This is a genomic window from Brachybacterium alimentarium (assembly GCF_002332425.1).
GTDB lineage: Bacteria > Actinomycetota > Actinomycetes > Actinomycetales > Dermabacteraceae > Brachybacterium > Brachybacterium alimentarium.
Genome location: NZ_NRGS01000025.1, coordinates 34,344 through 56,771 on the forward strand (window position 1 = coordinate 34,344; position 22,428 = coordinate 56,771).

22 protein-coding genes are annotated in these 22,428 nt (G+C 70.6%); 14 read left to right on the forward strand and 8 right to left on the reverse strand.

What is annotated here, in order from left to right; translation table 11 throughout:
• Positions 1 to 9: 9 nt before the first annotated feature.
• On the reverse strand, positions 10 to 1,614 hold the full coding sequence (locus CIK71_RS14045) for a DUF5129 domain-containing protein (protein ID WP_096166301.1): 1,605 nt from the start codon (positions 1,612 to 1,614) through the stop codon (positions 10 to 12).
• 203 nt (positions 1,615 to 1,817) lie between these two features.
• On the opposite strand from CIK71_RS14045, the gene cysK reads away from it, so the two are divergent.
• Both cysK and epsC read left to right on the forward strand, forming a co-directional pair.
• Positions 1,818 to 2,747 carry a cysteine synthase A gene (cysK, locus tag CIK71_RS14050; protein ID WP_096166302.1) on the forward strand — a complete coding sequence of 310 codons (930 nt, stop codon included), beginning with the start codon at positions 1,818 to 1,820 and terminating at the stop codon, positions 2,745 to 2,747.
• An 8-nt stretch (positions 2,748 to 2,755) separates the two neighbouring features.
• Positions 2,756 to 3,343, forward strand: coding sequence for a serine O-acetyltransferase EpsC (epsC, locus tag CIK71_RS14055; protein WP_096166416.1), 588 nt, complete (start codon positions 2,756 to 2,758; stop codon positions 3,341 to 3,343).
• Positions 3,344 to 3,402: 59 nt separating this feature from the next.
• On the opposite strand, the gene CIK71_RS14060 is transcribed toward epsC, so the two are convergent.
• Positions 3,403 to 4,179 (reverse strand): SIR2 family NAD-dependent protein deacylase, encoded by a 777-nt coding sequence (locus CIK71_RS14060; protein WP_241964057.1) that lies wholly within the window; start codon positions 4,177 to 4,179, stop codon positions 3,403 to 3,405.
• Positions 4,176 to 5,015, reverse strand: coding sequence for an aldo/keto reductase (locus CIK71_RS14065; protein ID WP_096166304.1), 840 nt, complete (start codon positions 5,013 to 5,015; stop codon positions 4,176 to 4,178). The genes CIK71_RS14060 and CIK71_RS14065 overlap by 4 nt, the downstream gene beginning before the upstream one ends.
• Positions 5,016 to 5,129: 114 nt before the next feature.
• On the opposite strand from CIK71_RS14065, the gene CIK71_RS14070 reads away from it, so the two are divergent.
• Positions 5,130 to 6,368, forward strand: coding sequence for an arginine deiminase (locus tag CIK71_RS14070; protein ID WP_096166305.1), 1,239 nt, complete (start codon positions 5,130 to 5,132; stop codon positions 6,366 to 6,368).
• A gap of 26 nt (positions 6,369 to 6,394) precedes the next feature.
• On the opposite strand, the gene CIK71_RS14075 is transcribed toward CIK71_RS14070, so the two are convergent.
• Entirely contained in the window at positions 6,395 to 6,967 is a 573-nt protein-coding gene (locus CIK71_RS14075; protein WP_096166306.1) for a GNAT family N-acetyltransferase, read from the reverse strand.
• Positions 6,968 to 7,189: 222 nt separating this feature from the next.
• On the opposite strand from CIK71_RS14075, the gene gcvT reads away from it, so the two are divergent.
• From gcvT to CIK71_RS14105, 6 genes are all read left to right on the forward strand, one after another.
• A complete protein-coding gene (gene gcvT, locus CIK71_RS14080; protein ID WP_096166307.1) occupies positions 7,190 to 8,335 on the forward strand; it encodes a glycine cleavage system aminomethyltransferase GcvT in 1,146 nt (381 codons plus the stop codon).
• Between the two features lie 58 nt (positions 8,336 to 8,393).
• On the forward strand, positions 8,394 to 8,765 hold the full coding sequence (gcvH, locus tag CIK71_RS14085) for a glycine cleavage system protein GcvH (protein ID WP_096166308.1): 372 nt from the start codon (positions 8,394 to 8,396) through the stop codon (positions 8,763 to 8,765).
• A 94-nt stretch (positions 8,766 to 8,859) separates the two neighbouring features.
• Complete coding sequence (gene gcvP, locus CIK71_RS14090; RefSeq protein WP_096166309.1) at positions 8,860 to 11,856, forward strand: aminomethyl-transferring glycine dehydrogenase; 2,997 nt, start codon at positions 8,860 to 8,862, stop codon at positions 11,854 to 11,856.
• Between the two features lie 154 nt (positions 11,857 to 12,010).
• The gene (locus tag CIK71_RS14095; RefSeq protein WP_096166310.1) at positions 12,011 to 13,222 is read left to right on the forward strand and encodes a cobalamin-independent methionine synthase II family protein; all 1,212 of its coding nucleotides are present in this window, start codon (positions 12,011 to 12,013) and stop codon (positions 13,220 to 13,222) included.
• Positions 13,223 to 13,445: 223 nt separating this feature from the next.
• The gene (locus CIK71_RS14100) at positions 13,446 to 14,192 is read left to right on the forward strand and encodes a gamma-glutamyl-gamma-aminobutyrate hydrolase family protein (RefSeq protein ID WP_096166311.1); all 747 of its coding nucleotides are present in this window, start codon (positions 13,446 to 13,448) and stop codon (positions 14,190 to 14,192) included.
• Positions 14,193 to 14,262: 70 nt separating this feature from the next.
• Positions 14,263 to 14,529: a hypothetical protein gene (locus tag CIK71_RS14105; protein ID WP_241964058.1), complete on the forward strand. Its 267-nt coding sequence runs from the start codon at positions 14,263 to 14,265 to the stop codon at positions 14,527 to 14,529.
• Between the two features lie 152 nt (positions 14,530 to 14,681).
• Here CIK71_RS14105 and deoD read toward each other — a convergent pair whose 3' ends face one another.
• Positions 14,682 to 15,407: a purine-nucleoside phosphorylase gene (deoD, locus tag CIK71_RS14110; RefSeq protein WP_096166312.1), complete on the reverse strand. Its 726-nt coding sequence runs from the start codon at positions 15,405 to 15,407 to the stop codon at positions 14,682 to 14,684.
• 120 nt (positions 15,408 to 15,527) lie between these two features.
• On the opposite strand from deoD, the gene CIK71_RS14115 reads away from it, so the two are divergent.
• Positions 15,528 to 16,856 (forward strand): MFS transporter, encoded by a 1,329-nt coding sequence (locus tag CIK71_RS14115; protein WP_158541965.1) that lies wholly within the window; start codon positions 15,528 to 15,530, stop codon positions 16,854 to 16,856.
• A 106-nt stretch (positions 16,857 to 16,962) separates the two neighbouring features.
• Here the strand turns inward: CIK71_RS14115 and CIK71_RS14120 are convergent, their stop codons facing one another.
• Together CIK71_RS14120 and CIK71_RS14125 are read right to left on the reverse strand one after the other, a co-directional pair.
• The gene (locus tag CIK71_RS14120) at positions 16,963 to 17,598 is read right to left on the reverse strand and encodes an L-threonylcarbamoyladenylate synthase (protein WP_096166314.1); all 636 of its coding nucleotides are present in this window, start codon (positions 17,596 to 17,598) and stop codon (positions 16,963 to 16,965) included.
• Between the two features lie 111 nt (positions 17,599 to 17,709).
• The gene (locus tag CIK71_RS14125) at positions 17,710 to 18,075 is read right to left on the reverse strand and encodes a DUF952 domain-containing protein (RefSeq protein ID WP_096166315.1); all 366 of its coding nucleotides are present in this window, start codon (positions 18,073 to 18,075) and stop codon (positions 17,710 to 17,712) included.
• A 24-nt stretch (positions 18,076 to 18,099) separates the two neighbouring features.
• Here CIK71_RS14125 and CIK71_RS14130 point away from each other — a divergent pair, with 24 nt between their 5' ends.
• The 4 genes from CIK71_RS14130 to CIK71_RS14145 are packed head-to-tail and all read left to right on the forward strand — an operon-like array spanning position 18,100 to position 20,850.
• Positions 18,100 to 18,456: a GNAT family N-acetyltransferase gene (locus CIK71_RS14130; RefSeq protein WP_096166316.1), complete on the forward strand. Its 357-nt coding sequence runs from the start codon at positions 18,100 to 18,102 to the stop codon at positions 18,454 to 18,456.
• A complete protein-coding gene (locus CIK71_RS14135) occupies positions 18,453 to 18,983 on the forward strand; it encodes a low molecular weight protein-tyrosine-phosphatase (RefSeq protein WP_096166317.1) in 531 nt (176 codons plus the stop codon). The genes CIK71_RS14130 and CIK71_RS14135 overlap by 4 nt, the downstream gene beginning before the upstream one ends.
• Positions 18,980 to 20,428, forward strand: a complete 1,449-nt coding sequence (locus tag CIK71_RS14140; RefSeq protein ID WP_096166318.1) for an amidase — start codon at positions 18,980 to 18,982, stop codon at positions 20,426 to 20,428. Before CIK71_RS14135 ends, CIK71_RS14140 begins: the two co-directional genes overlap by 4 nt.
• Entirely contained in the window at positions 20,425 to 20,850 is a 426-nt protein-coding gene (locus CIK71_RS14145; protein WP_096166319.1) for an RNA-binding S4 domain-containing protein, read from the forward strand. Before CIK71_RS14140 ends, CIK71_RS14145 begins: the two co-directional genes overlap by 4 nt.
• Positions 20,851 to 21,018: 168 nt before the next feature.
• Here CIK71_RS14145 and CIK71_RS14150 read toward each other — a convergent pair whose 3' ends face one another.
• Entirely contained in the window at positions 21,019 to 22,413 is a 1,395-nt protein-coding gene (locus CIK71_RS14150; protein ID WP_096196936.1) for a PrsW family intramembrane metalloprotease, read from the reverse strand.
• Positions 22,414 to 22,428 lie beyond the last annotated feature (15 nt).

Here is a 22,428-nt window from a genome sequence, read left to right on the forward strand (position 1 = left end):
CGGGTGCGCTCAGAACCTGCTCGAGCTGCCGGCGCCCGAGAAGCCTCCCGAGGCCGCCGAATAGCCCGAGGTGCTCCCGCTCGAGCTCGACGGGTTGCGGTGCGACTCCAGATCGCTGTTCGACTCGTGCTGCCAGGCGGAGTACCAGACCAGCGGGCTGAGGTGCCAGATGTCGGTCGGGTTCCCGGAGATCGCGGCATCCATCGCGTGGCGGCGTCCCCGCACGGAGCGGTACCCACGCTCCTCGTGCTCCAGATCGGCGTCCCACGAGGCGTCGCGCATCACCTCCGCCTCGTCGTCGTCCTCGGCGAGGCGCGAGATCCGCAGGCCCTGCAGCGAGGCGACGCTCGCGGACAGCTCGGTGGTGAGCGTGTCCAAGCGCTCCAGGGCGCTGTCCGGATCGATCTCGTCAGCCTCGAGCTTCGTCGTCAGCTCGCCCATCTCCGCGGAGATGTCGCTGCTCAGCTCGAGCAGATCAGCGACGGCGGCCGTCTCTTCCGCCGAGATGTCCTCGCCGTCGTCCAGCGCACTGTCGAGGGCGTCGATCGAGTCCTGCAGAGGCTGCAGCTCCCGGTCCCAGGCCGCGCGCCAGCCGCCGAGGCGATGCAGCAGATCGTTCGTGGCGATGATGTCGTCATCGGTGTCGTCGAGGTACGTCACGGTGCTCTCGAACTCGCGTGCCTGCTCCCGCTGCCGCCCCTTCAGGCCCCACCCCCACGGACGATCGTTCCCGGCCGGGATCCGGGCGCGCAGCTGCGTCGCCTCGTCGATCTTCTCGAGATAGGTCCGGTAGTCGCTGAGCGCTGCCTCCGCGTAGGGGGACTCGACGGGCAGGGTGCTCGCCGCCGCGGCGGTCAGGCGGTGCTTCGCCAGCACGCCCTCGAAGCGGGGCAGCGCGTCGTCGACACGTCGTCGAGCCGCCCGACGCAGCCCGAGGGCAGAAAGCGCGCCCACAGCGAGGCCTCCCACGACCACGAGTCCGGCGATCAGCACTCCGGGATGCTGCCACCACGGACGGTCCAGCAGATCTGCGTACTTCTCGGCGCCGTCCTCGAGGGACTCCTCCCATTCCCCGTCGTCCGCCTTGTCGCGCATCGCATCCTGCACGCTCTCGAAACCGCGGTCGTCGAGCTTGACGTCCTCCCCGGCGTAGGTGCCCAGGAAGCGGTTCTCCGGATCCAGGGCGAGGATCACGGTGCCGTCGGCCCAGTGGTCGTCGTCCGCGGCCAGCAGCTCGGGCGCGGCGTCCCGGGAGTAGGCGACCGCGGCGTCGTTCAGCGCCGTGTCCTGAGACTGCTCGAAGCCGTAGTCCGTCACGTCCAGAACCAGCACCACCAGGTCCACATCGCGCCGGAAGTCGACGTCGACGAGCCTGCTCTCGAGGATCTCCGGGTCGACCTCCCCGGAGGTGTCGGTGACGTTCACGGAGTGCGGGGCCTCGGCCCGGGCGGGAGCACTCGCGAGGGTCATCTGCCCGAGCAGGACCATCAGCGCCAGCAGGCCGGTGACGACGGCAGCGGCACGACCTCCCGAGCGCTGTTCCCGCTCTCGGGTGACCGAGGGTGCGACGGAGGGCAGGGTGCGGAGCTCGGGGGAGACACGAGAGGAAGGCATGGGGAGACACTATGGGGGGACGGCCGGGAAGGGTCCCGACGATGGTCGGTGCGTGCGTGTCGGAACGGAGGATGGGGCATGGTCGTCGGCCGACGGGTCCCAGGATGAACGCCCTCTGGACGGCTGTCGCGCCGTCGACGTTATGATCGGTCCAAGCAATCGTTGTGGGTCTTCTCAGAGGGGCCCGCCAACCAGGAGGAACCATGCCTGTCTACGAGAATGTCTCCGCGCTGATCGGTCGCACCCCGCTGGTCAAGCTCAACCACCTCGGTGACGACGTCAAGGCCACCGTGCTCGCCAAGCTCGAGTTCTACAACCCCGCCAACTCCGTCAAGGACCGCATCGGCGCCGCCATGATCGATGCGGCCGAGAACTCCGGCCAGCTGCAGCCCGGCGGCACGATCGTCGAGGCGACGAGCGGCAACACCGGCATCGCGCTCGCGATGGTCGGCGGCTCCCGCGGGTACAAGGTCATCCTCACGATGCCCGAGTCGATGTCCAAGGAACGGCGAATGCTGCTGCGCGCCTTCGGTGCCGAGCTGATCCTCACGGAGCCCGCCAAGGGCATGCAGGGCGCGGTCGACAGGGCCGAGGAGATCGCCGCCGAGACCGGCGCGGTCCAGGTCAAGCAGTTCGACAATCCGGCCAACCTCGAGGTGCACCGCCGCACCACCGCTGAGGAGATCTGGACCGACACCGACGGCGACGTGGACGCCGTGGTCTCCGGCATCGGAACCGGCGGCACCATCTCCGGCGTGGGACAGGTGCTCAAGGAGCGCAAGGGCGACGTGAAGGTCTTCGCGGTCGAGCCCGAGGAATCCGCGATCCTCAACGGCGGCGCCGCCGGTCCCCACAAGATCCAGGGCCTCGGCGCGAACTTCGTGCCCAGCATCCTGGACCGCGAGGTCTATGACGAGGTCGTGGACATCGACGCCGAGAGGTCGATGGACCGTGCCCGCACCGTGGCCCGCACGGAGGGCCTGCTGGTGGGCATCTCCTCCGGCGCCGCGATCGAGGCGGCCGCACGCATCGGCGCTCGCGAGGAGTTCGCGGGCAAGACCATTGTGGTCATCGTGCCGGACTTCGGAGAGCGCTACCTCTCGACCCCGCTGTTCGCCGAGTACGCGGACTGACCGTGCCGATGGTCACCGGCCTGACCGACCGGGTCATGAACGCCGTCGCGACGGTCCGGGAGGACCTCGCGGCGGCGCGCCGCCGCGACCCTGCCGCGACCGATGACCTCACGGTCCTGCTCACCTCCCCGGGGCTGCACGCCATCTGGACCCATCGGGTGGCCCACCGACTGTGGGCACGCGGGGCGAAGCTCCCGGCCATGGTGGTCGCGCAGGGCGCCCGGTCGCTCACCGGGGTGGAGATCCACCCCGGTGCCGCCATCGGCCGCCGCTTCTTCATCGACCACGGCATGGGCGTGGTGATCGGGGAGACGGCGGAAGTGGGCGATGACGTGATGCTCTACCACGGGGTGACGCTCGGCGGCCGCTCGATGGAGCGCACCAAGCGCCACCCGACGGTCGAGGACAGCGCCACCATCGGGGCCGGGGCGCGGGTGATCGGCCCGGTGGTCGTCGGTCGAGGAGCGCAGGTCGGCGCGAACGCCGTGGTCGTCAAGGACGTCCCTGAGCTCGCCACCGCCGTCGGCGTCCCGGCCCAGGTGCGCACGGGAGCCGCACATCCCGAGGTGCAGATAGACCCGGCGATCTGGATCTGACGCAGCAGTACGGAGCCGCGCTGAGCCGTTCCGAGCCGTGCCGAGCAGTATCGGGCGGTTCAGAACGGATCGAGGAACGAGGTGCCGCCCACCTGGTTGAGCGTGCGCTCCCAGTCGGGCAGCACCTCGTGCGCGTCCTCCGCGATGATGTGGTCGAAGACCGCGCGCAGCGAGGTCTCCGGCGGAGGGGCGATGTCGATCAGCACCGTGGTGGCGCCGTGCGCCCTCGCCGTCGGGGCGAGCTGTGCCGCAGGGAACACCGTGCTGCTGGTGCCGACGACCACGAACAGCTCCGCCTGCTGAGCCAGGCGCACCGCCTGCGCGAGCGGAGCCTCGGGCAGCGTCTCGTCGAAGAGGACGACGTCCGGCCGAGTGGGCGCGCCGCACTCCGGGCAGGTCGCCGGCACCCCGTGGTCCTCGGGTCGGTCGCCGTCACCGGGGTCCAGAGGGGCCCGCCACCGGCACTCCGAGGACAGACAGACCGCGAACAGGGCGCTCCCGTGCAGCTCGGCGACGACCTCGCTGCCGGCGGCCTGATGCAGGCCGTCGATGTTCTGCGTGATCACCGGGGCGCCGAGCCGGGCGATCGCCCGATGGCCCGGCGTGGGGCCGTGCTCTGCCGCGATCGCGGCCATCCTGCCCCATACGGACCAGAGCTGGGGAAGCGACTCCGGGAGCAGCTCGGCGTGCATCGCCTGCTCCGTCTCCGGGGCGAGGGTCCACAGCCCCTCGGGCCCGCGGAAGGTGCCCAGGCCCGTGCGGGCGCTGATCCCCGACCCGGTCAGGAAGACGATCTCCTGATGCTCCGGTCCGGGGACGAAGCGTCCGGACCTCACCACTCCTCATGCTCCCGGGAGTCCCAGGCGGCCTGCTCCCCCAGATCGAGGGAGGCCAGCAGCTCACGGTCCGCATCGTCGAGTGCGATGTGGTCGAGGGTGGCGTTGTCGCGCTGGCGCTCGGGGCTGGAGGACTTCGGGATCACGACGATGCCCTGGTCGATCGCCCAGCGCAGCGACACCTGGGAGGGCTGCACGCCGTGCTTCTCCGCGACCTTGCGCAGCGCGAACTGCTCGGCGAGGCCCTCGCGGCCGCCGAGCGGGCCCCAGGCCTCGGTGACGATCCCGTGCTCCCGGTGGAAGGCCAGCGTGTCACGGCGCTGCAGAGCGGGGGAGAGCTGGATCTGATTGACCTCGGGCCACACGCCGGTGGCCTCGACCAGCTCCTCGGTCTGCTCGGGACGGAAGTTCGACACCCCGATGTGCTGGACCCTGCCCTCCTCCTTGAGGTCGATGAGGGTGCGCCAGGTGTCCACGGCGAGGCCGCGCGAGGGGTTGGGCCAGTGGATGAGCACCAGCGCGGCGCTGTCCAGGCCGAGGCGGCGCAGGGACTCGAGGTAGCCGGTGCGGGCCGCCTCGCGGCCCTGGTCGCCGCCGGCGATCTTGGTGGTCACGAGCACCTCGTCGGAGTCGACGCCGCTGGCGCGGATCGCCTCTCCGACGGAGGCCTCGTTGCCGTACTGCGCAGCGGTGTCGATCAGCCGGTAGCCGGAGCGCAGCGCCGCGGCGATGCCCTCGACGGCGCCGGTGCCCTTCATGCTGCTGGTGCCGAATCCGATCAGCGGGAGCTCCGCGCCGTCGGAGAGGGTCGTGGTGGGGATGGACAGCGTGGTCATGAGGACCTCCTGCAGCGGTGGACGTGGATACCACCAGCGTAGTCATGACGGCGCTGCGGTGGCGGAGGGTCCTGCTAGCGTGCTCGCATCCGATGACTCGATGAGGAGATCTTGATGACAGAACGCGCGGAGTCGGCCTCGCCCACCGGCGTGCACGACGAGATCTCTCCTCTGCGTCGGGTGATCGTGCACCGTCCTGGACCCGAGCTCGAACGGCTCACGCCGGACAGCCGGGAGGAGCTCCTCTTCGATGAAGTGCTCTGGCGAGGCCGGGCCGAGGCGCAGCATCGCGAGTTCACCAGCCTTCTCGAGGCCGACGGGGTCGAGGTCCTCGAGCTCACCCGTCTGCTCACGGACCTGCTCGATCTGCCCGAGCCGCGTGCTCGGCTGCTCGAGGGAGCGCTCGATCCCACGGTGCTCGGCGACATCGCCGTGCAGGACCTCTCCGAGGCTCTCGCAGAGCTGTCCGCCTCCGAGGTGGGAAGGGTGCTGATCGCGGGCATCACGGTCGCGGAGCTGCGCGCGCTCGGAGTGCGCCCGCGCTCGCTGTCCCTGCAGAACGCGCGGGAGGACCATCTGATCCTGGACCCGCTGCCCAACCATCTGTTCACGCGGGACACCTCGGCGTGGATCGGAGACATGGTCTCGGTCAGTCCGATGCGCCTTCCCGCCCGACGCCGCGAGAGCCTCCATCTCGAGGCGATCTACCGACACCATCCCCTGTTCTCGGGAACCGCGGCGCCACGGAGGATCCTGGGGCCGGAGGGAGCCGGCGCTGCCACCGTCGAGGGCGGCGACGTGATGATGCTGTCTCCGCGCGTGGTGGCCGTCGGCCTGTCCGAGCGCACCAGCGCCGTCGGAGTGGAGCGGCTCGCCGCCGATCTCCTGGAGGACGGGACCGTGGAGCGCGTCATCGCGGTCGCTCTGCCCCACCAGCGCTCGATGATGCACCTGGACACGGTCACGACGGTGGTCGATGAGGAGTCGATGCTGCGCTACGGGCCGCTGGGGGTGCTGGAGACGTTCGAGATCGAGCGCACCGGGGACCGCCTGCACTCCCGGGCTCGGCCGGCCGACGAGATGGACCAGGTCCTCGCCCGCGGGATGGGCGTCGACTCCCTGCGGGTGCTCACCGCTCCTCTGGACGCGTATGCCGCGGCGCGCGAGCAGTGGGACGACTCCTGCAATGTGCTCGCCCTCGCCCCGGGCCGGGTGGTGGCGTACGAGCGGGCCGCGTCCACCAACGACTACCTGCGGTCACAGGGCGTGGAGGTCCTCGAGTTCTCCGGGGACGAGCTGGGTCGCGGCCGCGGCGGGCCGCGCTGCATGAGCTGTCCTGTCGCGAGGGGCTGAGACCTCCGCAGGACCGAGCGAGGAGGTCAGCGCCGCGTGGGCGGGGGAGGGTCCGCCTCGGTCTGGAGGCTCTGCGCCTGCGCCGGCAGCGGCTCGGCGAGCGGACGCTCCATCAGCAGCTGCTGCGTGCCGAACTCCTCGAGGCCTTTGCGCACCGTGAAGCCGAGCTTGCGCAGCAGGGCGACGCTGCGCTTGTTGCGGGTCTGGCTGATCGCGATGACGTGGTCGTCCTCGAGCGCGTGACGTGCCCAGGTGAGCAGGGCGATGCAGGACTCGGCGGCGTACCCCTGACCGGTCCATTCCGGCAGCAGCGCATAGGAGAGCTGGAGCTCTCCGCGGTCGTAGTCCAGCGTGATCGACCCGATCATCGTGTCGTCCTCGGGATGGGCCAGAGCCCAACGACCCCAGGTCAGGCCCAGCGGTGAGAGCTCGAGCGCCTGCCGGGAGGCGTAGTCCACGGAGCCCCCCAGGTACTCCCGGGTGACGGGATCGGTCAGGAGACGGATCATCGCCTCGCGGTCGGCGTCCCCTGGCGGGCGGATCACCAGGCGAGGCGTGGGGATCCGGACCGGCCAGTCGCTCGTGCCTTCCTTTGTCACGGGGCCACCGTACTAGGTACTCCCCTCCCGACAGACGTTCTTCGCGTCGAGAGCCCGGAGCGGACGGAGAGGCCCCGTCCGTGCGGTGAGTGCGCGGACCGGACGGTATGGTGAGGCCCGCGGCACATCGATGTGCCGCCCCCGTCGGCCCCTGGCAGGTGCCGTGCGACGCGGTTGATGCGGAGAGGGCGGTGACCCCGCCCCGTGACGAGAAGGAGCACCATGGTCGAGCAGTCCCTGCGCAGCACAGCGCTGGAGGCCGTCCACGAGTCGCTCGGAGCGACCTTCACCGATTTCGCGGGCTGGCGGATGCCGGTCCGCTACGACTCGGATCTCGCCGAGCACGCCGCTGTCCGTGAGCGCGCCGGACTCTTCGACCTCAGCCACATGGGAGAGATCCACCTGCGGGGGCCGGAAGCGGCCGCAGCCCTCGACCATGCGCTGGCCGGCAAGCTCTCCGCCGTCTCCGTGGGGCGTGCGAAGTACTCGCTGCTGCTGACCGAGGACGCCGGCGTGATCGATGACGTCATCACCTATCGCCTGGCCGACGACCACTTCCTGGTGGTCGCCAACGCCTCCAATGCCGACGCGGACGCTGAAGCGCTCGCTTCCCGCTCGGCCGGCTTCGACGTCGAGGTGGAGGATTCCTCCGATGGCACGTCCCTGCTCGCCGTGCAGGGACCGCTCAGCGAGGAGATCCTCCTGCGCCTGCTCGCCGCCGGGAGCGCCGACGAGGGCGAGGGTGTCGTGGGGATCGGTGCCGAGGACATCACCGCCATGAAGAACTACCGCTTCCTCACGGGCACCTATCGCGGCCAGGACCTCCTGGTGGCCCGTACGGGCTACACCGGGGAGGACGGCTTCGAGCTGTACGTCCCCGACGCCACCGCCGTCGAGCTGTGGACGCAGCTGACCGAGGTCGGCGGGGAGGACCTCACCCCGTGCGGTCTCGCCTGCCGCGACACCCTCCGCCTCGAAGCGGGAATGCCGCTGTACGGCCACGAGCTGGGTGCCGACCTGCACCCGTCGCAGTCCGGCCTGGGCCGGCTCCCGGCGCTGACGTCCAAGCAGGATTTCGTGGGCCGCTCCGCGTTCGAGAGCGCCGAGGTCGACGACCTCCCGGTGCTGGTGGGCCTGGTCGCCGAGGGCCGACGCGCTGCCCGCGCCGGGTCGGTGGTCCGCGGGCCCGACGGCTCCGAGGTGGGCTCCGTGAGCTCGGGCGCCCTGTCTCCGACGCTCGGTCACCCCATCGCCATGGCCTTCGTGCGGCCAGAGCTCACCGACGTCGGCACCGAGCTCGTGGTCGACGTGCGCGGCAAGGACCTGCCCGTACGGGTCGTCGCGCTGCCGTTCTACTCCCGTTCCTGATCCTCCCGAACTGTCTCCGCTCGATCCCTCTGTCATCCCTCCAGGAAGGACCCATCCCATGACCGCAGAGCTCCTCTACAGCAAGGACCACGAGTGGGTGCGCGTCGAGTCCGACGGCGTGGCCGTCATCGGCGTCACCGACTACGCGGCCGAGCAGCTCGGTGACGTCGTCTACGTCGATCTGCCCGAGACCGGGGCCGAGCTGAGCGCCGGCTCCGAGATGGGCGAGATCGAGTCCACCAAGTCCGTCTCCGATCTGTTCTCCCCGATCGACGGCACCGTCACCGAGATCAATCAGGCCGTCGTCGACTCCCCGGAGCTCGTGAACTCCGCTCCGTTCGAGGACGGCTGGCTGCTCAGGGCCAGCTTCGAGTCCCTCCCCGAAGACCTGCTCGACGCGGCGGGGTACCAGGCCTTCACCGCGTCCTGACCTCTGCCGCGGCGGCTGCGCCCCGCAGCGCGGCCGCCGCGGCGGCAGGACCCACGCATCCACCGAGAACCGCGACATCCAGGGGTAATCCTCCATGACCGTTTCGTCCGAGCACGGCACGCACTCCGCAGATCCCGCGGGCGTCGCCGATCCTCTCGACTCCCTCGCCTCGTCAGCCTCGTTCGTCCGCCGTCACGTCGGCACCGACTCCGATTCCCAGCGCCACATGCTCGAGGTCCTCGGATACGAGAACCTGGACGAGATGCTGCAGGCCGCGGTGCCCGGCACGATCCTGCTGGACCGGGAGGCGGACGCCGCGCGGTCCTCCGTGCCCGCCGGCATCGACGAACCCGCCGCGCTCGCCGAGCTGCGGGGCCTCGCGGACCGCAACGTCGTGCGCCGCTCCCTGATCGGACTCGGTTACCACGGCACGCACACTCCCGCGGTGATCCAGCGCAACGTGCTGGAGAACCCTGCCTGGTACACCGCGTACACCCCGTACCAGCCCGAGATCTCCCAGGGCCGGCTCGAGGCGCTGCTGACCTTCCAGACGATGATCTGCGACCTCACCGGGATGGACGTCTCCAACGCCTCCACCTTGGACGAGGCCACGTCCGCGGCCGAGGCGCTCATGCTCGCCCGCCGCACCGCCAAGCGCAACGGCGACGTGTTCCTCGTGGACGCGGACGCGCTGCCCTCGACCAAGGACGTGCTGCAGGGCCGTGCCGCCGGGCTCGGCATCGAGCTGCGCGAGGTCGACTTCGCGACCGAGGGCGTTCCCGAGGGACCGTACTTCGGGGCGCTCGTCCAGTACCCCGGGGCATCGGGCCGGGTCTGGGACCCGAGCGAGATCATCGCGGAGATCAGGTCGACCAAGGCGGTCGCGATCGTCGCCGCGGATCTGCTCGCGCTGACCCTGCTCGCCTCCCCGGGATCGCTCGGGGCCGATGTCGCCGTGGGCACCTCGCAGCGCTTCGGCATCCCGCTGGGCTTCGGCGGTCCCCACGCCGGCTTCGTCGCCGTGCGCAAGGGCCTGGAGCGCCAGCTGCCGGGACGCTTGGTCGGGGTCTCGGTCGATGCCGACGGCAATACCGCCTACCGTCTCTCGCTGCAGACCCGCGAGCAGCACATCCGTCGGGAGAAGGCCACCAGCTCGATCACCACGGCGCAGGTGCTGCTGGCGGTGATGGCCGCGATGTACGCCGTCTACCACGGCCCCGAGGGGCTCACCCGGATCGGGCGCCGGGTCGCGGACCGCACCGCGACCCTGGCCGATCTGCTCGTGCGCAGCGGATTCGAGCTGACGCACGAGTCGTTCTTCGACACGATCGAGGTGAGGGCCACCGGCCTCGCCCAGGACATCGCGACGGCGGCTGCGGAAGGCGGGTTCCTCGTCCATGTCGCCGGTGACGACATCGTCCACCTCTCGCTCGACGAGACCATCACGTCGTCCGACCTGGACGCGATCGTGGCGATCTTCGCGCCCTTCGCGCCGGAGCCGGGCCAGGAGCTCGTCGCGACGGACTCCGGGCGGGGCTGGGAGGAGCTGGTGCGGCAGGACGCGTTCCTGCGCCATCCCGTGTTCTCGTCGTTCCATTCCGAGACCGCGATGATGCGCTACCTGCGGCGCCTCTCGGACCGTGACTTCGCGCTGGACCGCGGCATGATCCCGCTGGGCTCGTGCACCATGAAGCTCAACGCGGCCACCGAGATGGCTGGGATCACCTGGGCCGGCTTCAATGCGATCCATCCGTTCGCCCCGCCCGAGGACGTGCCCGGGTACCTCGAGCTCATCACCCAACTGGAGACCTGGCTCGCGGATCTCACCGGTTACGACACCGTGTCCCTGCAGCCCAACGCCGGCTCCCAGGGAGAGTTCTCCGGCCTGCTCGCGATCCGCGCCTATCACGCCTCGCGCGGGGAAGCCGGTCGCGACGTGTGCCTGGTGCCGAGCTCGGCGCATGGCACGAACGCCGCCAGCGCCGTCAACGCCGGGCTGCGGGTCGTGGTCGTGGGATCCGATGCCGGGGGGAACATCGACCTCGAGGATCTGAAGCAGAAGATCAAGGACCACGGCGACGAGCTCGCGGCCCTCATGATCACCTACCCCTCCACCCATGGCGTGTACGAGGAGGAGGTGCGCACCGTGTGCCAGCTGGTGCACGACGCGGGCGGCCAGGTCTACGTCGATGGCGCGAATCTCAACGCGCTGCTCGAGGTGGCGCGCCCGGGTGAGTTCGGCGGCGACGTCTCCCATCTGAACCTGCACAAGACCTTCTGCATTCCGCACGGCGGCGGCGGCCCGGGCGTCGGCCCGGTCGCGGCGAAGGCCCATCTGGCGCCCTTCCTGCCCGGCCACCCCGAGATGCAGCAGAGCGAGCATCCGGTGACGGGTCAGGGGGTGCAGATCCATAGCGGGCCCCCGGTCTCGCAGGCTCCCTACGGCTCGGCGTCGATCCTGCCGATCTCCTGGACCTATGTGCGTCTCATGGGGCCCGAGGGGCTGCGGCACGCGACCGCCTCGGCGGTGCTCGCGGCCAATTACATGGCGCGCCGGCTCTCCGAGGCCTATGAGGTGCTGTACACGGGGGAGAGCGGGCTCGTGGCCCACGAGTGCATCGTGGACCTGCGACCGCTGACGGCTCGCACCGGCATCACGGTCGACGACGTCGCCAAGCGCCTGATCGACTACGGCTTCCACGCCCCGACCATGTCGTTCCCCGTCGCCGGCACCCTGATGATCGAGCCGACGGAATCCGAGGACCTCGCGGAGATCGACCGCTTCGTCGAGGCGATGCTGATGATCGCGAAGGAGGCCGACGAGGTGGCCGACGGCACCTGGCCGGTCGACGACAACCCGCTGGTGGGCGCCCCGCACACCGCGGCGTCGATCGCGACGGGGGAGTGGACCCACCCCTACTCCCGCGAGGTCGCGGTCTACCCGGGGAGCTGGACCGCACCGGAGGACCTCACCACCCACGACAGCGCGCAGATGCGGATCCAGTCGAAGTACTGGCCGCCGGTGCGCCGTATCGATCAGGCCTTCGGTGACCGGAACCTGGTGCCCACCTGGCCGTCCGACGAGCCGTGAGCGGCGGTCGCCGCAGCCGCGACCGGCGCCGGGAAGGACCCGGTGCGCGAGAGCGGCACGGCTCGTGAGTGTGATCGTCACATGACGGCGGTCCTGTGAACTCCTGTGACGCCCCGGTTTCCGACCGGGGCGTCATTGCTCCTAGCCTCGGATCATGACCGAGATCCTCACCACCCATGCCGGCTCCCTCCCTCGCAGTCCGAAGCTGATCGACGCCAACGCCGCCCGCCCGGTCGGCGCGGACGGGCTGACCCCCGAGCCCACCGACGAGTTCCGCGAGGTCCTGCGGCAGGCGGTCGCCGACGTCGTCGCCAAGCAGCGCTCGATCGGCATCTCGATCCCCAACGACGGCGAGTACGGGCACCTGATGGGCTCGGCCGTGAACTACGGCTCCTGGTGGTCGTACATCTTCGATCGCGTCAGCGGCCTGGAGCTCACCGGGGACGACCACTTCTCCAGCGAACCCGTGCGCTCGAGCCCCGGGAACGTGCGCCTGACGACGTTCCCGGACCGCCGCGACTGGACGACGTTCGCCGATGCCTATCAGGACCCCACCTCCGGCATCACCGTCGGCACCCAGGTGACGTTCCCGGCGGCCACCGGCGAGATCGCCTACTCCGAGGCCGGTCGCGAGCTGGGCCAGCAGGACATCGCCAACTTCCGTGCGGCCCTGGACGCCTCCGGGTACGAGCGCGGGTACCTCGCTGCCCTGTCCCCGGGATCCGGCAGCCGCATCGTCGATGATCACTACGGCGACGAGGACGCCTTCCTCGACGCCTGGGTCGAGGTGATGCGCCCGGAGTACGAGGCGATCGCCGCCGCCGGCCTCATCGTGCAGATCGATGACCCGTCGATCGCGGAGAACTGGGACCAGATCAACCCCGAGCCCAGCGTCGAGGACTACCTCGCCTTCACCCGCAAGCGGGTCGACGCCGTCAACCGCGCCCTGGTGAATGTCCCCACCGAGCAGACCCGCTTCCATCTGTGCTGGGGTTCCTGGCACGGACCGCACACCACCGACATCGAGTTCCGCCACATCGCCCCGCTGCTGCTGGAGATCGACGCGAAGTACTACAGCTTCGAGGCCGCCAACGTGCGCCACGAGCACGAGTGGACGGTGTGGGAGCAGCTCGAGCTGCCCGAGGACAAGGTCATCGTGCCCGGGATCGTCTCCCACGCGACGAACGTCGTCGAGCACCCGGAGCTGGTCGCGCAGCGTCTCGAGCGCTTCGCCCGGATCGTGGGACCGGATCGCGTGATCGGCTCGACCGACTGCGGCCTCGGCGGGCGCATCCACCCGCAGATCGCCTGGGCGAAGCTCGAGTCCCTCGTGCAGGGTGCCGAGATCGCCTCGAAGCGCCTCTGAGGCGTAGCGCCTTCGAGGACTGCAGGCGGCGGAGAGCGGCCGCGGCGGAACGGGCGCGAGGCCCTCTCCGAGTGGGCTGCACGATGACGGCACGGTGACTCCACCTGGAGTCACCGTGCCTTTGTCATATTCGGCCACACAGCTCGCTCGCCACCCTCGGCGCGCGGTCGAATAGTCATGTCGTCGACACGGCGGCTCGGATCTTTGCGGAAAGGACTACATCATGGCGCAGCGCACCACCCGTCGCCCGCTCATCGGCGTGACCGCGGGGACCCGGGCCATGATGTCCGGCGCCTGGGCGGGCCACGACGCCGTCGTCGTCACCGAGCACTACGTGCGCGCGATCCGCGACGCCGGCGCCCGGCCCGTGATCATCGCCCCGCAGGATGAATGGACCGATGAGGAGATCGCCGAGCTCGACGGGCTCGTGCTCACCGGCGGCACCGACCTGGACCCGGCCACCTGGGGCGAGAGCGCCCTGGTCACCGACATGACCCCGGACCCCGAGCGCGACGCCTTCGAGACCGCGCTCTATCGCGGCGCCCGGCGCACCGGGGTCCCCGTCCTCGGCATCTGCCGCGGCCTGCAGATCATCGTGATCGCCGAGGGCGGCGAGCTCCACCGCCACCTTCCCGTCGACGTCCCGAGCCATCCCGCCACCGGGGAGCGGCCCACACGCGTCGAGGTCGGCATCGAGGCCGCGAGCGACCTCGCCGTCGCGCTCGGCACCCGCGCCGAGGTCACGGCCTTCCATCACCAGGGAGTGCGGGCCGTCGCCGGGGATCTGCGCGTCGTCGCGCGTCACGACAGCGGGCTGCCGCTGGCGGTCGAGGCGGCCTCCGGATCGACCGTGCTCGCGGTGCAGTGGCACCCCGAGATCGACGGAGCCGACGGGGCGCAGGTCTTCGAGAGCCTGCTCACGGCGATCGAGCACCGCGCCGCGACGGCATCCGGCCCGGCATTGGTCTAAGATGGGGCCGACCGCGCGTGCCCTGCGTCGCGCGGAGCAGACGGGTGACGCAGACGGGTGACATGGAGGAATGACCACGATGACCAACCACGAGGCGGCCCACGCCCACGAGGCGGAGCAGATCGCCGATGCCGCTGAGCGGCAGCCCGGCAATCAGACGTCAAACGGCAACAACCTTGTGCTCAGCATCGTGCTGTTCCTCGTGCTGTTCGTCCTGTTCGCCGCCGGGCTCTGGACGATGAGCCTGTTCACCACGGTGACGTTCGTCGTCGGTCTGGCGATGTGCATGGTCGCGCTGTTCGGCACCTTCGACCTGGTGCCGCGCCTGCTGACCTGAGCACCCGAGAACTTCGACGAGGGCCCGGCCACCATCTGGTGGCTGGGCCCTCGCATGTCCGGAGAGCTGCAGGTCCGCAGAGCCGCATATCCGGAGAGCCGCAGGCTCCGGGCGCCGGCTCCGAGAGCCGACGCCTCAGAAGCCCTGAGGTCTCACGCGCTGTGTTGCTGATCCAGCCGGACCAGAGCGTCCAGAGCCACCACGATCATGTCCTCGAAGGTCTCCTGGCGCTCCTGGGCGCTCGTCTCCTCACCGGTGAGCAGATGGTCCGAGACGGTGCACAGGGCGAGCGCACGGCGCGAGAACTGGGCGGCCAGGGTGTAGAGCGCAGCAGCCTCCATCTCGACGCCGAGCACCCCGTAGCGGGCCAGGGTCGCCGTGATGGTGGGGTCGGGGCTGTAGAACTGATCGGCGGAGTAGAGCCCGCCCGGCACGACGGGCAGCAGCTTCTCCTCCGCCACGTCCGCCGCGAGCCGCAGCAGCTCGAAGTCTGCTGCCGGAGCGTAGGAGACGCGCCCGAACCGGGCGGCGTTCATCGCGGAATCGGTCGAGGCGGAGACGCCGAGCACGACGTCGCGCACGGCGACCTTCTCGGAGAGTGCGCCGCAGGTCCCCACGCGCACGATCGCCTGGACGTCGAAGTCGTCGAAGAGCTCCTGGGCGTAGATGGCCATCGAGGGCTGGCCCATCCCGGAGCCCTGGGCGGAGACGCGCACGCCGCCGTAGGTGCCGGTGTAGCCGAGCATCCCGCGCACGTCGTTGTACTGGACGGGATCCTCGAAGAAGGTCTCGGCGATCCAGCGCGCCCGGTAGGGGTCTCCGGGCATGAGGACGTAGGGAGCGATCTGGCCGGGTGAGGCACCGATGTGTGTCGACATGGCGCCAGAGTACGACGGGCGCAGGTGCGAGGGAGTCCCGGCGCCGACGTGTCGAGGGAGGATCGAGGAGGGCCGTGCAGCGGTTGGTTTCACGGTCGGGCTGAGGGACAATAGGTGATCGTGAACGTTCACCACTCGCGCGGGTCCGCCGTGCCCGCCGCAGTGCCCCGCGATGCCCGGCATGCCCGGTGGGCGGTCTCCCTGCTGTTCTTCCTCAACGGCTCCTCGTTCTGCGCGATCCTGCCGCGCTATCCGGAACTCGTGGAGAGCATCGGCCTGAGCAACACGGCCTTCGGCCTCGCCGTCGGCATCGGGCCCATCGGCGGCCTGGTGGCAGGGCTCGGCGCGGCGATCCTCATGCGCCGCTTCGGCTCCGCGCGCGTCAGTGTGGTCGCGCAGATCGCTGCGTCGACCACGCACCTCGCCGTCTACCTCTCCGGGTCCTGGCTCTGGCTCGCCGTCTCCCTGATGCTGGCCATGGCCGCGGATTCCCTCACCGACATCTCGATGAACGCCCACGGCATGCGGGTCGAACGGCGCTACCGGCGCTCGATCATGAACAGCTACCACGGGTGGTGGTCCCTCGGAGCGGTCGCGGGCGGGCTGCTGGGCTCGGCCTGCGCTCAGCTCGGCGTGCCGCTGTGGCTGCAGGGCATCGTCGGCCTGATCGGCTTCGGTGCCCTGGCTGCCTACTGCCTGGGCAGGATGCTGCCGGGACACGATGCCACCGAGCGCACATCCACAGCCTCCCCGTCGGCCGCCTCCGGTGCTGAGGTCCTCGCGGAGCTGGCACCGACCGGGTTCCGCATCGCCGGGATGAGCCTGCGTGCGCTGGGCCTGGTCAGCGCGCTGGGCATGATCCTCGTGTTCGCCGGCTCCACAGAGGATGCCGGCAGCACCTGGGGTGCTCTGTTCATGAGGTCGACCTTCGACGCCACGCCCTTCCTCGCGGGCATGGCCTTCGTGGCCCTGCAGGGCGCACAGACCTTCGGGCGCTTCACCGGGGACTATGTCGTGGATCGCCTGGGGGATCGCCGGACCGCGCGGCTGGGCGCGCTGGTCGCCGTCCTCGGGATGAGCCTGGCCCTGCTGCTGCCCAGCCCCGGCACAGCGCTGATCGGCTTCGCGGCCGCCGGCTGGGGCGTGGCGACGCTGTTCCCTGCGGCCTATCGCGCCGCGGACGACATGCCGGGCGTGCCCCACGGCGTGGGGATCACCGTGGTGGGCTGGTTCGCGCGTCTGGGCTTCTTCGTGACCCCGCCGGTGGTCGGGGCGTTGTCCGACGCCCTCACGCTGCGGTATGCGCTGTGGATGGTGCCCCTGTACGCGGTGGGCATCTTCGCGTTCTCCGGTGTGCTGAGCGCGCACTCGCGACGGGCCGACGACGCGGACCCCGTCGGCTCTGCCGGGCCCGCCGACCCCGCGCGCCCCGACGACACGAACGCCTGAACTGCGTCGAGCCAGGCGCCCACCACGTGGCGCTCACTACGTCGAGCCCATGACGTCGAGCCGCAGGCGCCCGGAGCGGAGCGGTCACCGGCCTGTCGTGCGCCCGTCAGAAGCGCGTGATGTCGCCGGCGCCCTCGCGGGCGATGACAAGGTCCCCCTCGGAGAGGTCCACGACCGTGGTCGGCTCGAGGCCCACCTCGCCGGAATCGATGATCACGTCGACCTGGTCGCCGAGCAGGTCCTGGACCACCCAGCCCTCCGAGGGCGGGTCCTCCTGGCCGGGCAGCAGCAGTGTCGAGGAGACGATCGGCTCGCCGAGTGCCTCGACCAGTGCGTGGGCGACGCGATGGTCGGGGATGCGCACGCCGACGGTGTGCTTCTTGGGGTGGGCCATCCGCCGGGGCACCTCCTTGGTGGCCGGCAGGATGAAGGTGTACGGACCGGGGGTCGAGTTCTTCACCAGGCGGAAGGTCGGATTCGAGACGATCACGAACTGGCCCAGCTGGGCGAAGTCGGCGCAGACCAGCGTGAAGTGGTGGTTCTTGCCCACCTGGCGGATGCGCCGGATCCGCTCGAGGCTCTCCGTCGCTCCCAGGGAGCAGCCCAGGGCGTAGCAGGAGTCGGTGGGGTAGGCGATGAGGCCGCCGTCCTTGAGCACGGCGACGGCCTGGTCGACGAGACGCTGCTGCGGATCGACCGGATGGATGTCGAGGTATCGCGCGGAGGCGGAGGATCTGGCCATGCTCGATGCTACGTCGACGGCTCCGGGAACTCCACGATGCTCATCGGGTACGGGTACGGGTACGGGTACGGGTACGGGTACGGGTGTGGGTGCGGTTCAGGCGACGACGACTCAGGCGACGACGACGAACTCGCGGCCGATCCACTTCGTGCGGCGCAGGCGCAGCACGCAGCTGACCGGCAGCGGGCCCTTGATGTGCGGGTAGCCGCGGCCCTTGCCCTCGTCGTCGGCCTCGATGTCGACCGCGATGCCGGCCGCCTCGACGCGCGCGACGTCGATCTCGAGGATCACGAGGTTCGACGGACGATCGGGGTAGACACGTTTGGCGACCATCGAGACCTGCTCGGGCCAGGAAGCGTGGAGGTAGCCGATCTCGGAGAGGTCCCGGCCGCGGGTGGCCTGGGTGTAGGAACCCGTCCGGACGGCCGCCTCCCAGGCGGGCAGTTCGGTGATGTGCCAGATCAGGGGCGCGGGCATGACCGGCAGTGTACCGTGACCGGCATGGATGAGACCTCCGCCGGGCCGGGCGCGGTACGCCTGGTCCACGACGATGACCGAGACCGCTATGTGGCCCTGGACGGCGAGACGGTGGTCGGTGTCCTCTACTACGGCGACGACACCCCCGGTCCACCGGAGCGGCCCGCAGTCCGCGATCTCCGCTCTACCGTGGTCGCCCCGGATCGCGGCGGCCGCGGCGTGGGCTCGGCACTGGTCCGCTTCGCCCTCGAGGACATTCGCGCCAGAGACTTGTCCGTACGACCCACCTGCTGGTTCGTCCGTGGCTGGATCGAACGGCATCCAGAGTTCGCCCCGTTGCTGGGGCGCCCCGACACCTCCGAGGAGGACGAGAAGCCTTGACCTACCGCATCGTGACCGTCTGCACCGGCAACATCTGCCGATCCCCGATGGCCGAGTACGCCCTGCGCGCTGCCCTCGACGACGCGCACCTCGGGGACCGCGTGGAGGTGTCGTCCGTGGGCGTCTCCGACGAGGAGGCCGGCAACACCATCGACCGCCGCGCCGGAGCGCTGCTGCGCAGCCACGGCATCGACCCGTCCGCGCACCGCGCCCGCCAGATGGACCGCGAGGAGATCCTCGGGGCCGACCTCGTGCTCGCCCTGGACCACGACCACGTCGCCCCCGTGCGCCGGATCGCGGGAGAGGACCTCTCGGAGCGGCTGTTCATGGTGCGCGACTTCGCCCCCGAACCGGTCGAGGACACCGGGATCCGTGACCCCTGGTGGGGCGACGAGAGCGACTTCGAGCTCGCGTGGTCCCAGATCGACGAGGCGACCGACGGGATCATCGAGCACATACGGGCTGCGCTCCTCGCAGGCGACACCGATGAGCGCACCGCAGCGCACGACGCCGAGGACGCACGGTGACGAACGCTCCCCTCGGCGCCCTGGAGACCGCGGCGGCCCTGCGTCGCGGTGAGATCGACGTTCGCGAACTCGCCGCTGACTCCCTGGACGCGGCCCGGGGCGTCGGTGCCGAGGTGGGCGCCTTCGCGCACGTGCTGGAGGAGCTCACTCGTGAGCAGGCGCGCATCGCAGCAGAGGGGATCGAGGACGCCCGGCGCGACGGAACCCTCGACGAGCTCGGGCAGCGGTCCCCTCTGTGGGGAGTGCCGATGCCGATCAAGGACCTCACCCAGGTCGCCGGGCAGCCCTTCGAGGCCGGGAGCATGGCGCTGCGAGGGAACATCGCGACCGTGACCGACGGCGTCGCGCAGCGCCTCCTCGACGCCGGCACCCTCACGATCGGGAAGACCAGCACCCCGGAGTTCGGGATGCCCTGCTACACCGAGCCCGCGACCGGGGCGCCGGCCCGGACGCCCTGGGACCTGCGCCGCACCGCCGGCGGGTCCAGCGGCGGTGCGGCCGCGGCGGTCGCGAGCGGAGTGGTCCCGATCGCCCATGGCTCCGACGGGGGAGGGTCGGTGCGGATCCCTGCCGCGTGCTGCGGCATCGTCGGGATCAAGCCCTCGCGCGGAGTGGTCTCGCCGGGCCCCTACTCGACCGAGGGCATGGGGCTGGCCACCGATGGAGTCCTCTCCCGCAGTGTCCGCGACGCGGCCGCCGGCCTCGACCTGATCGCCGGGCCGCGCGACGGGGACTTCATGCCCCGACCCCGCCCCCCGATGAGCTATCTCGACAGCGTCGGCCGGGCGCCGGGCCCGCTGAGGATCGGGGTGCTCCTCGAACCGCTCGCCGCGGTGACCGACGTGCATCCGGCGGCACTGCGCGGCGTCGAGCGTGCGATCGAGCTGCTGCACGGGCTCGGCCATGTGACGACCCCGATCCCCGCACCGTTCACCCCCCAGGAATGGGCGGCGTTCATGCCGCTGTGGAGCGTGGGAGCCGCCTCGATCCCGCTCGAGGCGCAGCAGGAGGGCGAACTCCTCGAGCTCACCCGCTGGCTGCGCGAGCAGGGTCAGGGGTACAGCGGGGTCGACCTCGCCCAGGCGCTGTCCGGGGTGCAGGCGATCGCTCGGCGCACCGGCGAGGCGTTCTCCGCGTACGACGTGGTGCTCACCCCGACGCTGTCCGGGCCGCCTGCCTTCCCCGGTGAGCTCCAGCTGCCCGGCGGCGCTGACGATTTCGACGCCCAGTGCGCGTTCACCCCGTGGACCAGCAGCTGGAACATGATCGGCAATGCAGCGATGTCGGTGCCGCTGCACCGCGAGGAGATCGACGGGACCGAGCTGCCCTTCGGCATCCAGCTCGGAGGGACCCGGCCCGGCGAGGAAGCCCTCCTGCTGGCGCTGGCGGCGCAGCTGGAGGAGCTGGACCCCTGGCCACTGGTGCGGGAGCCGTCTGCCGCATGACTGCTCAAGGCGGTGCGGCGAACTCCCAGCCCGAAGCGAGCGGACCCACCTCCGTGCGCCTGGACGTCTGGCTGTGGAGCGCCCGGCTGATGCCCACTCGATCGGCGGCGACGACGGCCTGCCGGGGCGGGCATGTGCGCCGCAACGGGGAGCCGACCAAGGCTGCTCAGCGCGTCGTGGTGGGTGATGAGCTGAGGCTGCGCTCTCCGGGCAAGGAGCGGATCGTGGTGATCACGAAGATCCTCACGAAGCGCGTCGGCGCCCCGATCGCCCGGGAGGCCTACGAGGACCACAGCCCCGAGCCCGCGCCGCAGCTGGCCGCGGCGCCGCCCCGCCGTGACCGTGGAGCGGGACGGCCCACCAAGCGTGAGCGCCGCGCGCTGGACCGTCTGCGGGGGCGCGAGGACAGCGACCGCCGCTGAACCCGTCTGTCGTCGGGGCCCGGGCCCCGGGGCCCGGAACCAGCGGTCTCGGTGTCGTCTGCGTGGCCAGAGCGTCAGGCGTGTGGGCACGGAGCTGGATCCATCTCCGTGTCCGGGCCCGTGCGGAGGATCGGAGCGGGCTCAGCCTCGCCGTGCCGGGCCGCGGTGTCAGCCGGCGTGGGACAGGAGCTCACGGCGGTTCTGGGTGAGCCGTGCGAGCAGGTTCGCCTCGATGCCCACCACCTTGGGGTGGGCCCCGTCAGCGAGCAGCCGCTGCCGGATCGAGGCGAGATCCGCGCTCTCGCGGATGAATCGCTTCATGACCGGCTTCGCGCCGATCTGTGCGGCCCACCGCTTGCCCTCGCGGCGGCCCTTCCACGTGGCGAGCATGTCGACCTCCTCGTGCGTGAGCCAGCCCAGGTTCGCGTAGTCGCCCAGCCGTACCCGGGTCAGCCGCGACTCATCCCAGATCAGCACCATGATGAGGATGAGCCACACCAGGGACAGCAGCGCCTCGCCGCCGAACAGGACGAGCATGAACGGCAGTCCGCCGCCGAGCGTGGCGAAGAGATTCCACAGGCCGTGCAGGAGCATGCCGGGGATCAGGGCGGGGATGAATACGAGGAACCCCATGCCGGTGCCCCATTTGCGCACCACGAAACCGACGAGGATGCCGGTCGCCGAGGTGTAGATCGCATGGCCGAAGATGTTGAGCACGCCGCGCATGACGAACAGGACCACCACGCCGACTCCGCCGCCGTCCTCGAGGCCCCGGGCGTAGTAGAGGATGTTCTCGGTGAAGGCGAAGCCGCCGCCGATTAGCGCACCGTAGATCAGGCCGTCCAGCGGCCCGTTGAAGTACCGCCGCGCGAGCAGCATGAGCAGCAGCAGCCCGAGTCCCTTGGACGTCTCCTCCACCAGCGGAGCGGAGATCACCGGGCCGATGAACTCGACGAGCCCGTTGCTGCCGGTCAGGGAGTACGTCAGCAGAGAGACCCCGGTGTTCAGCAGGTAGCTGACGAAAGCCGCGACGGCTGCACCCCAGAGGATCGCGATCCCCAGCAGCGGGAAGGGCTGGGGATCCCATCTGTCGGCCAGCAAGATCACCAGGGCGATCACGATCAGCGAGATCAGGGCGAGGAAGGCGGTGACCGTCCACCACGCCGGATTGGCGCTCGAGGTGACGATGAAGCTGAGGAAGGTCAGCCCCAGCACGACGACGAGTCCGAACCCCAGCACGACCGCCGTGAGCCACACCAGCAGGCTCACCGTGGGGGGCTTGGTCGCTTCCTGGGAGACCTCCTGCACCCGACGCATCTGGGTGGACCATGCCGACTGCGGCTGGACGCGGTCGGGGCGCTGGAGCTGCGCCGGCGCATAGCGCGAGGCGGTGAGACCGGTCGCCGGACGCACCGAGGTGTCGTAGGCGCGTGGATTGCCGTAGTCGACATACCGGGGTTGAGGAGCGAGGGAGGCGGACCGGGCCCCGGCAGGAGCTCCGGGGCGTGCGCGCCCGTTGGGCATGAGCTGACCGTTCCGCGGCGGGAAAGGGGGCTGGGACATGAGGGCCTCGTTTTC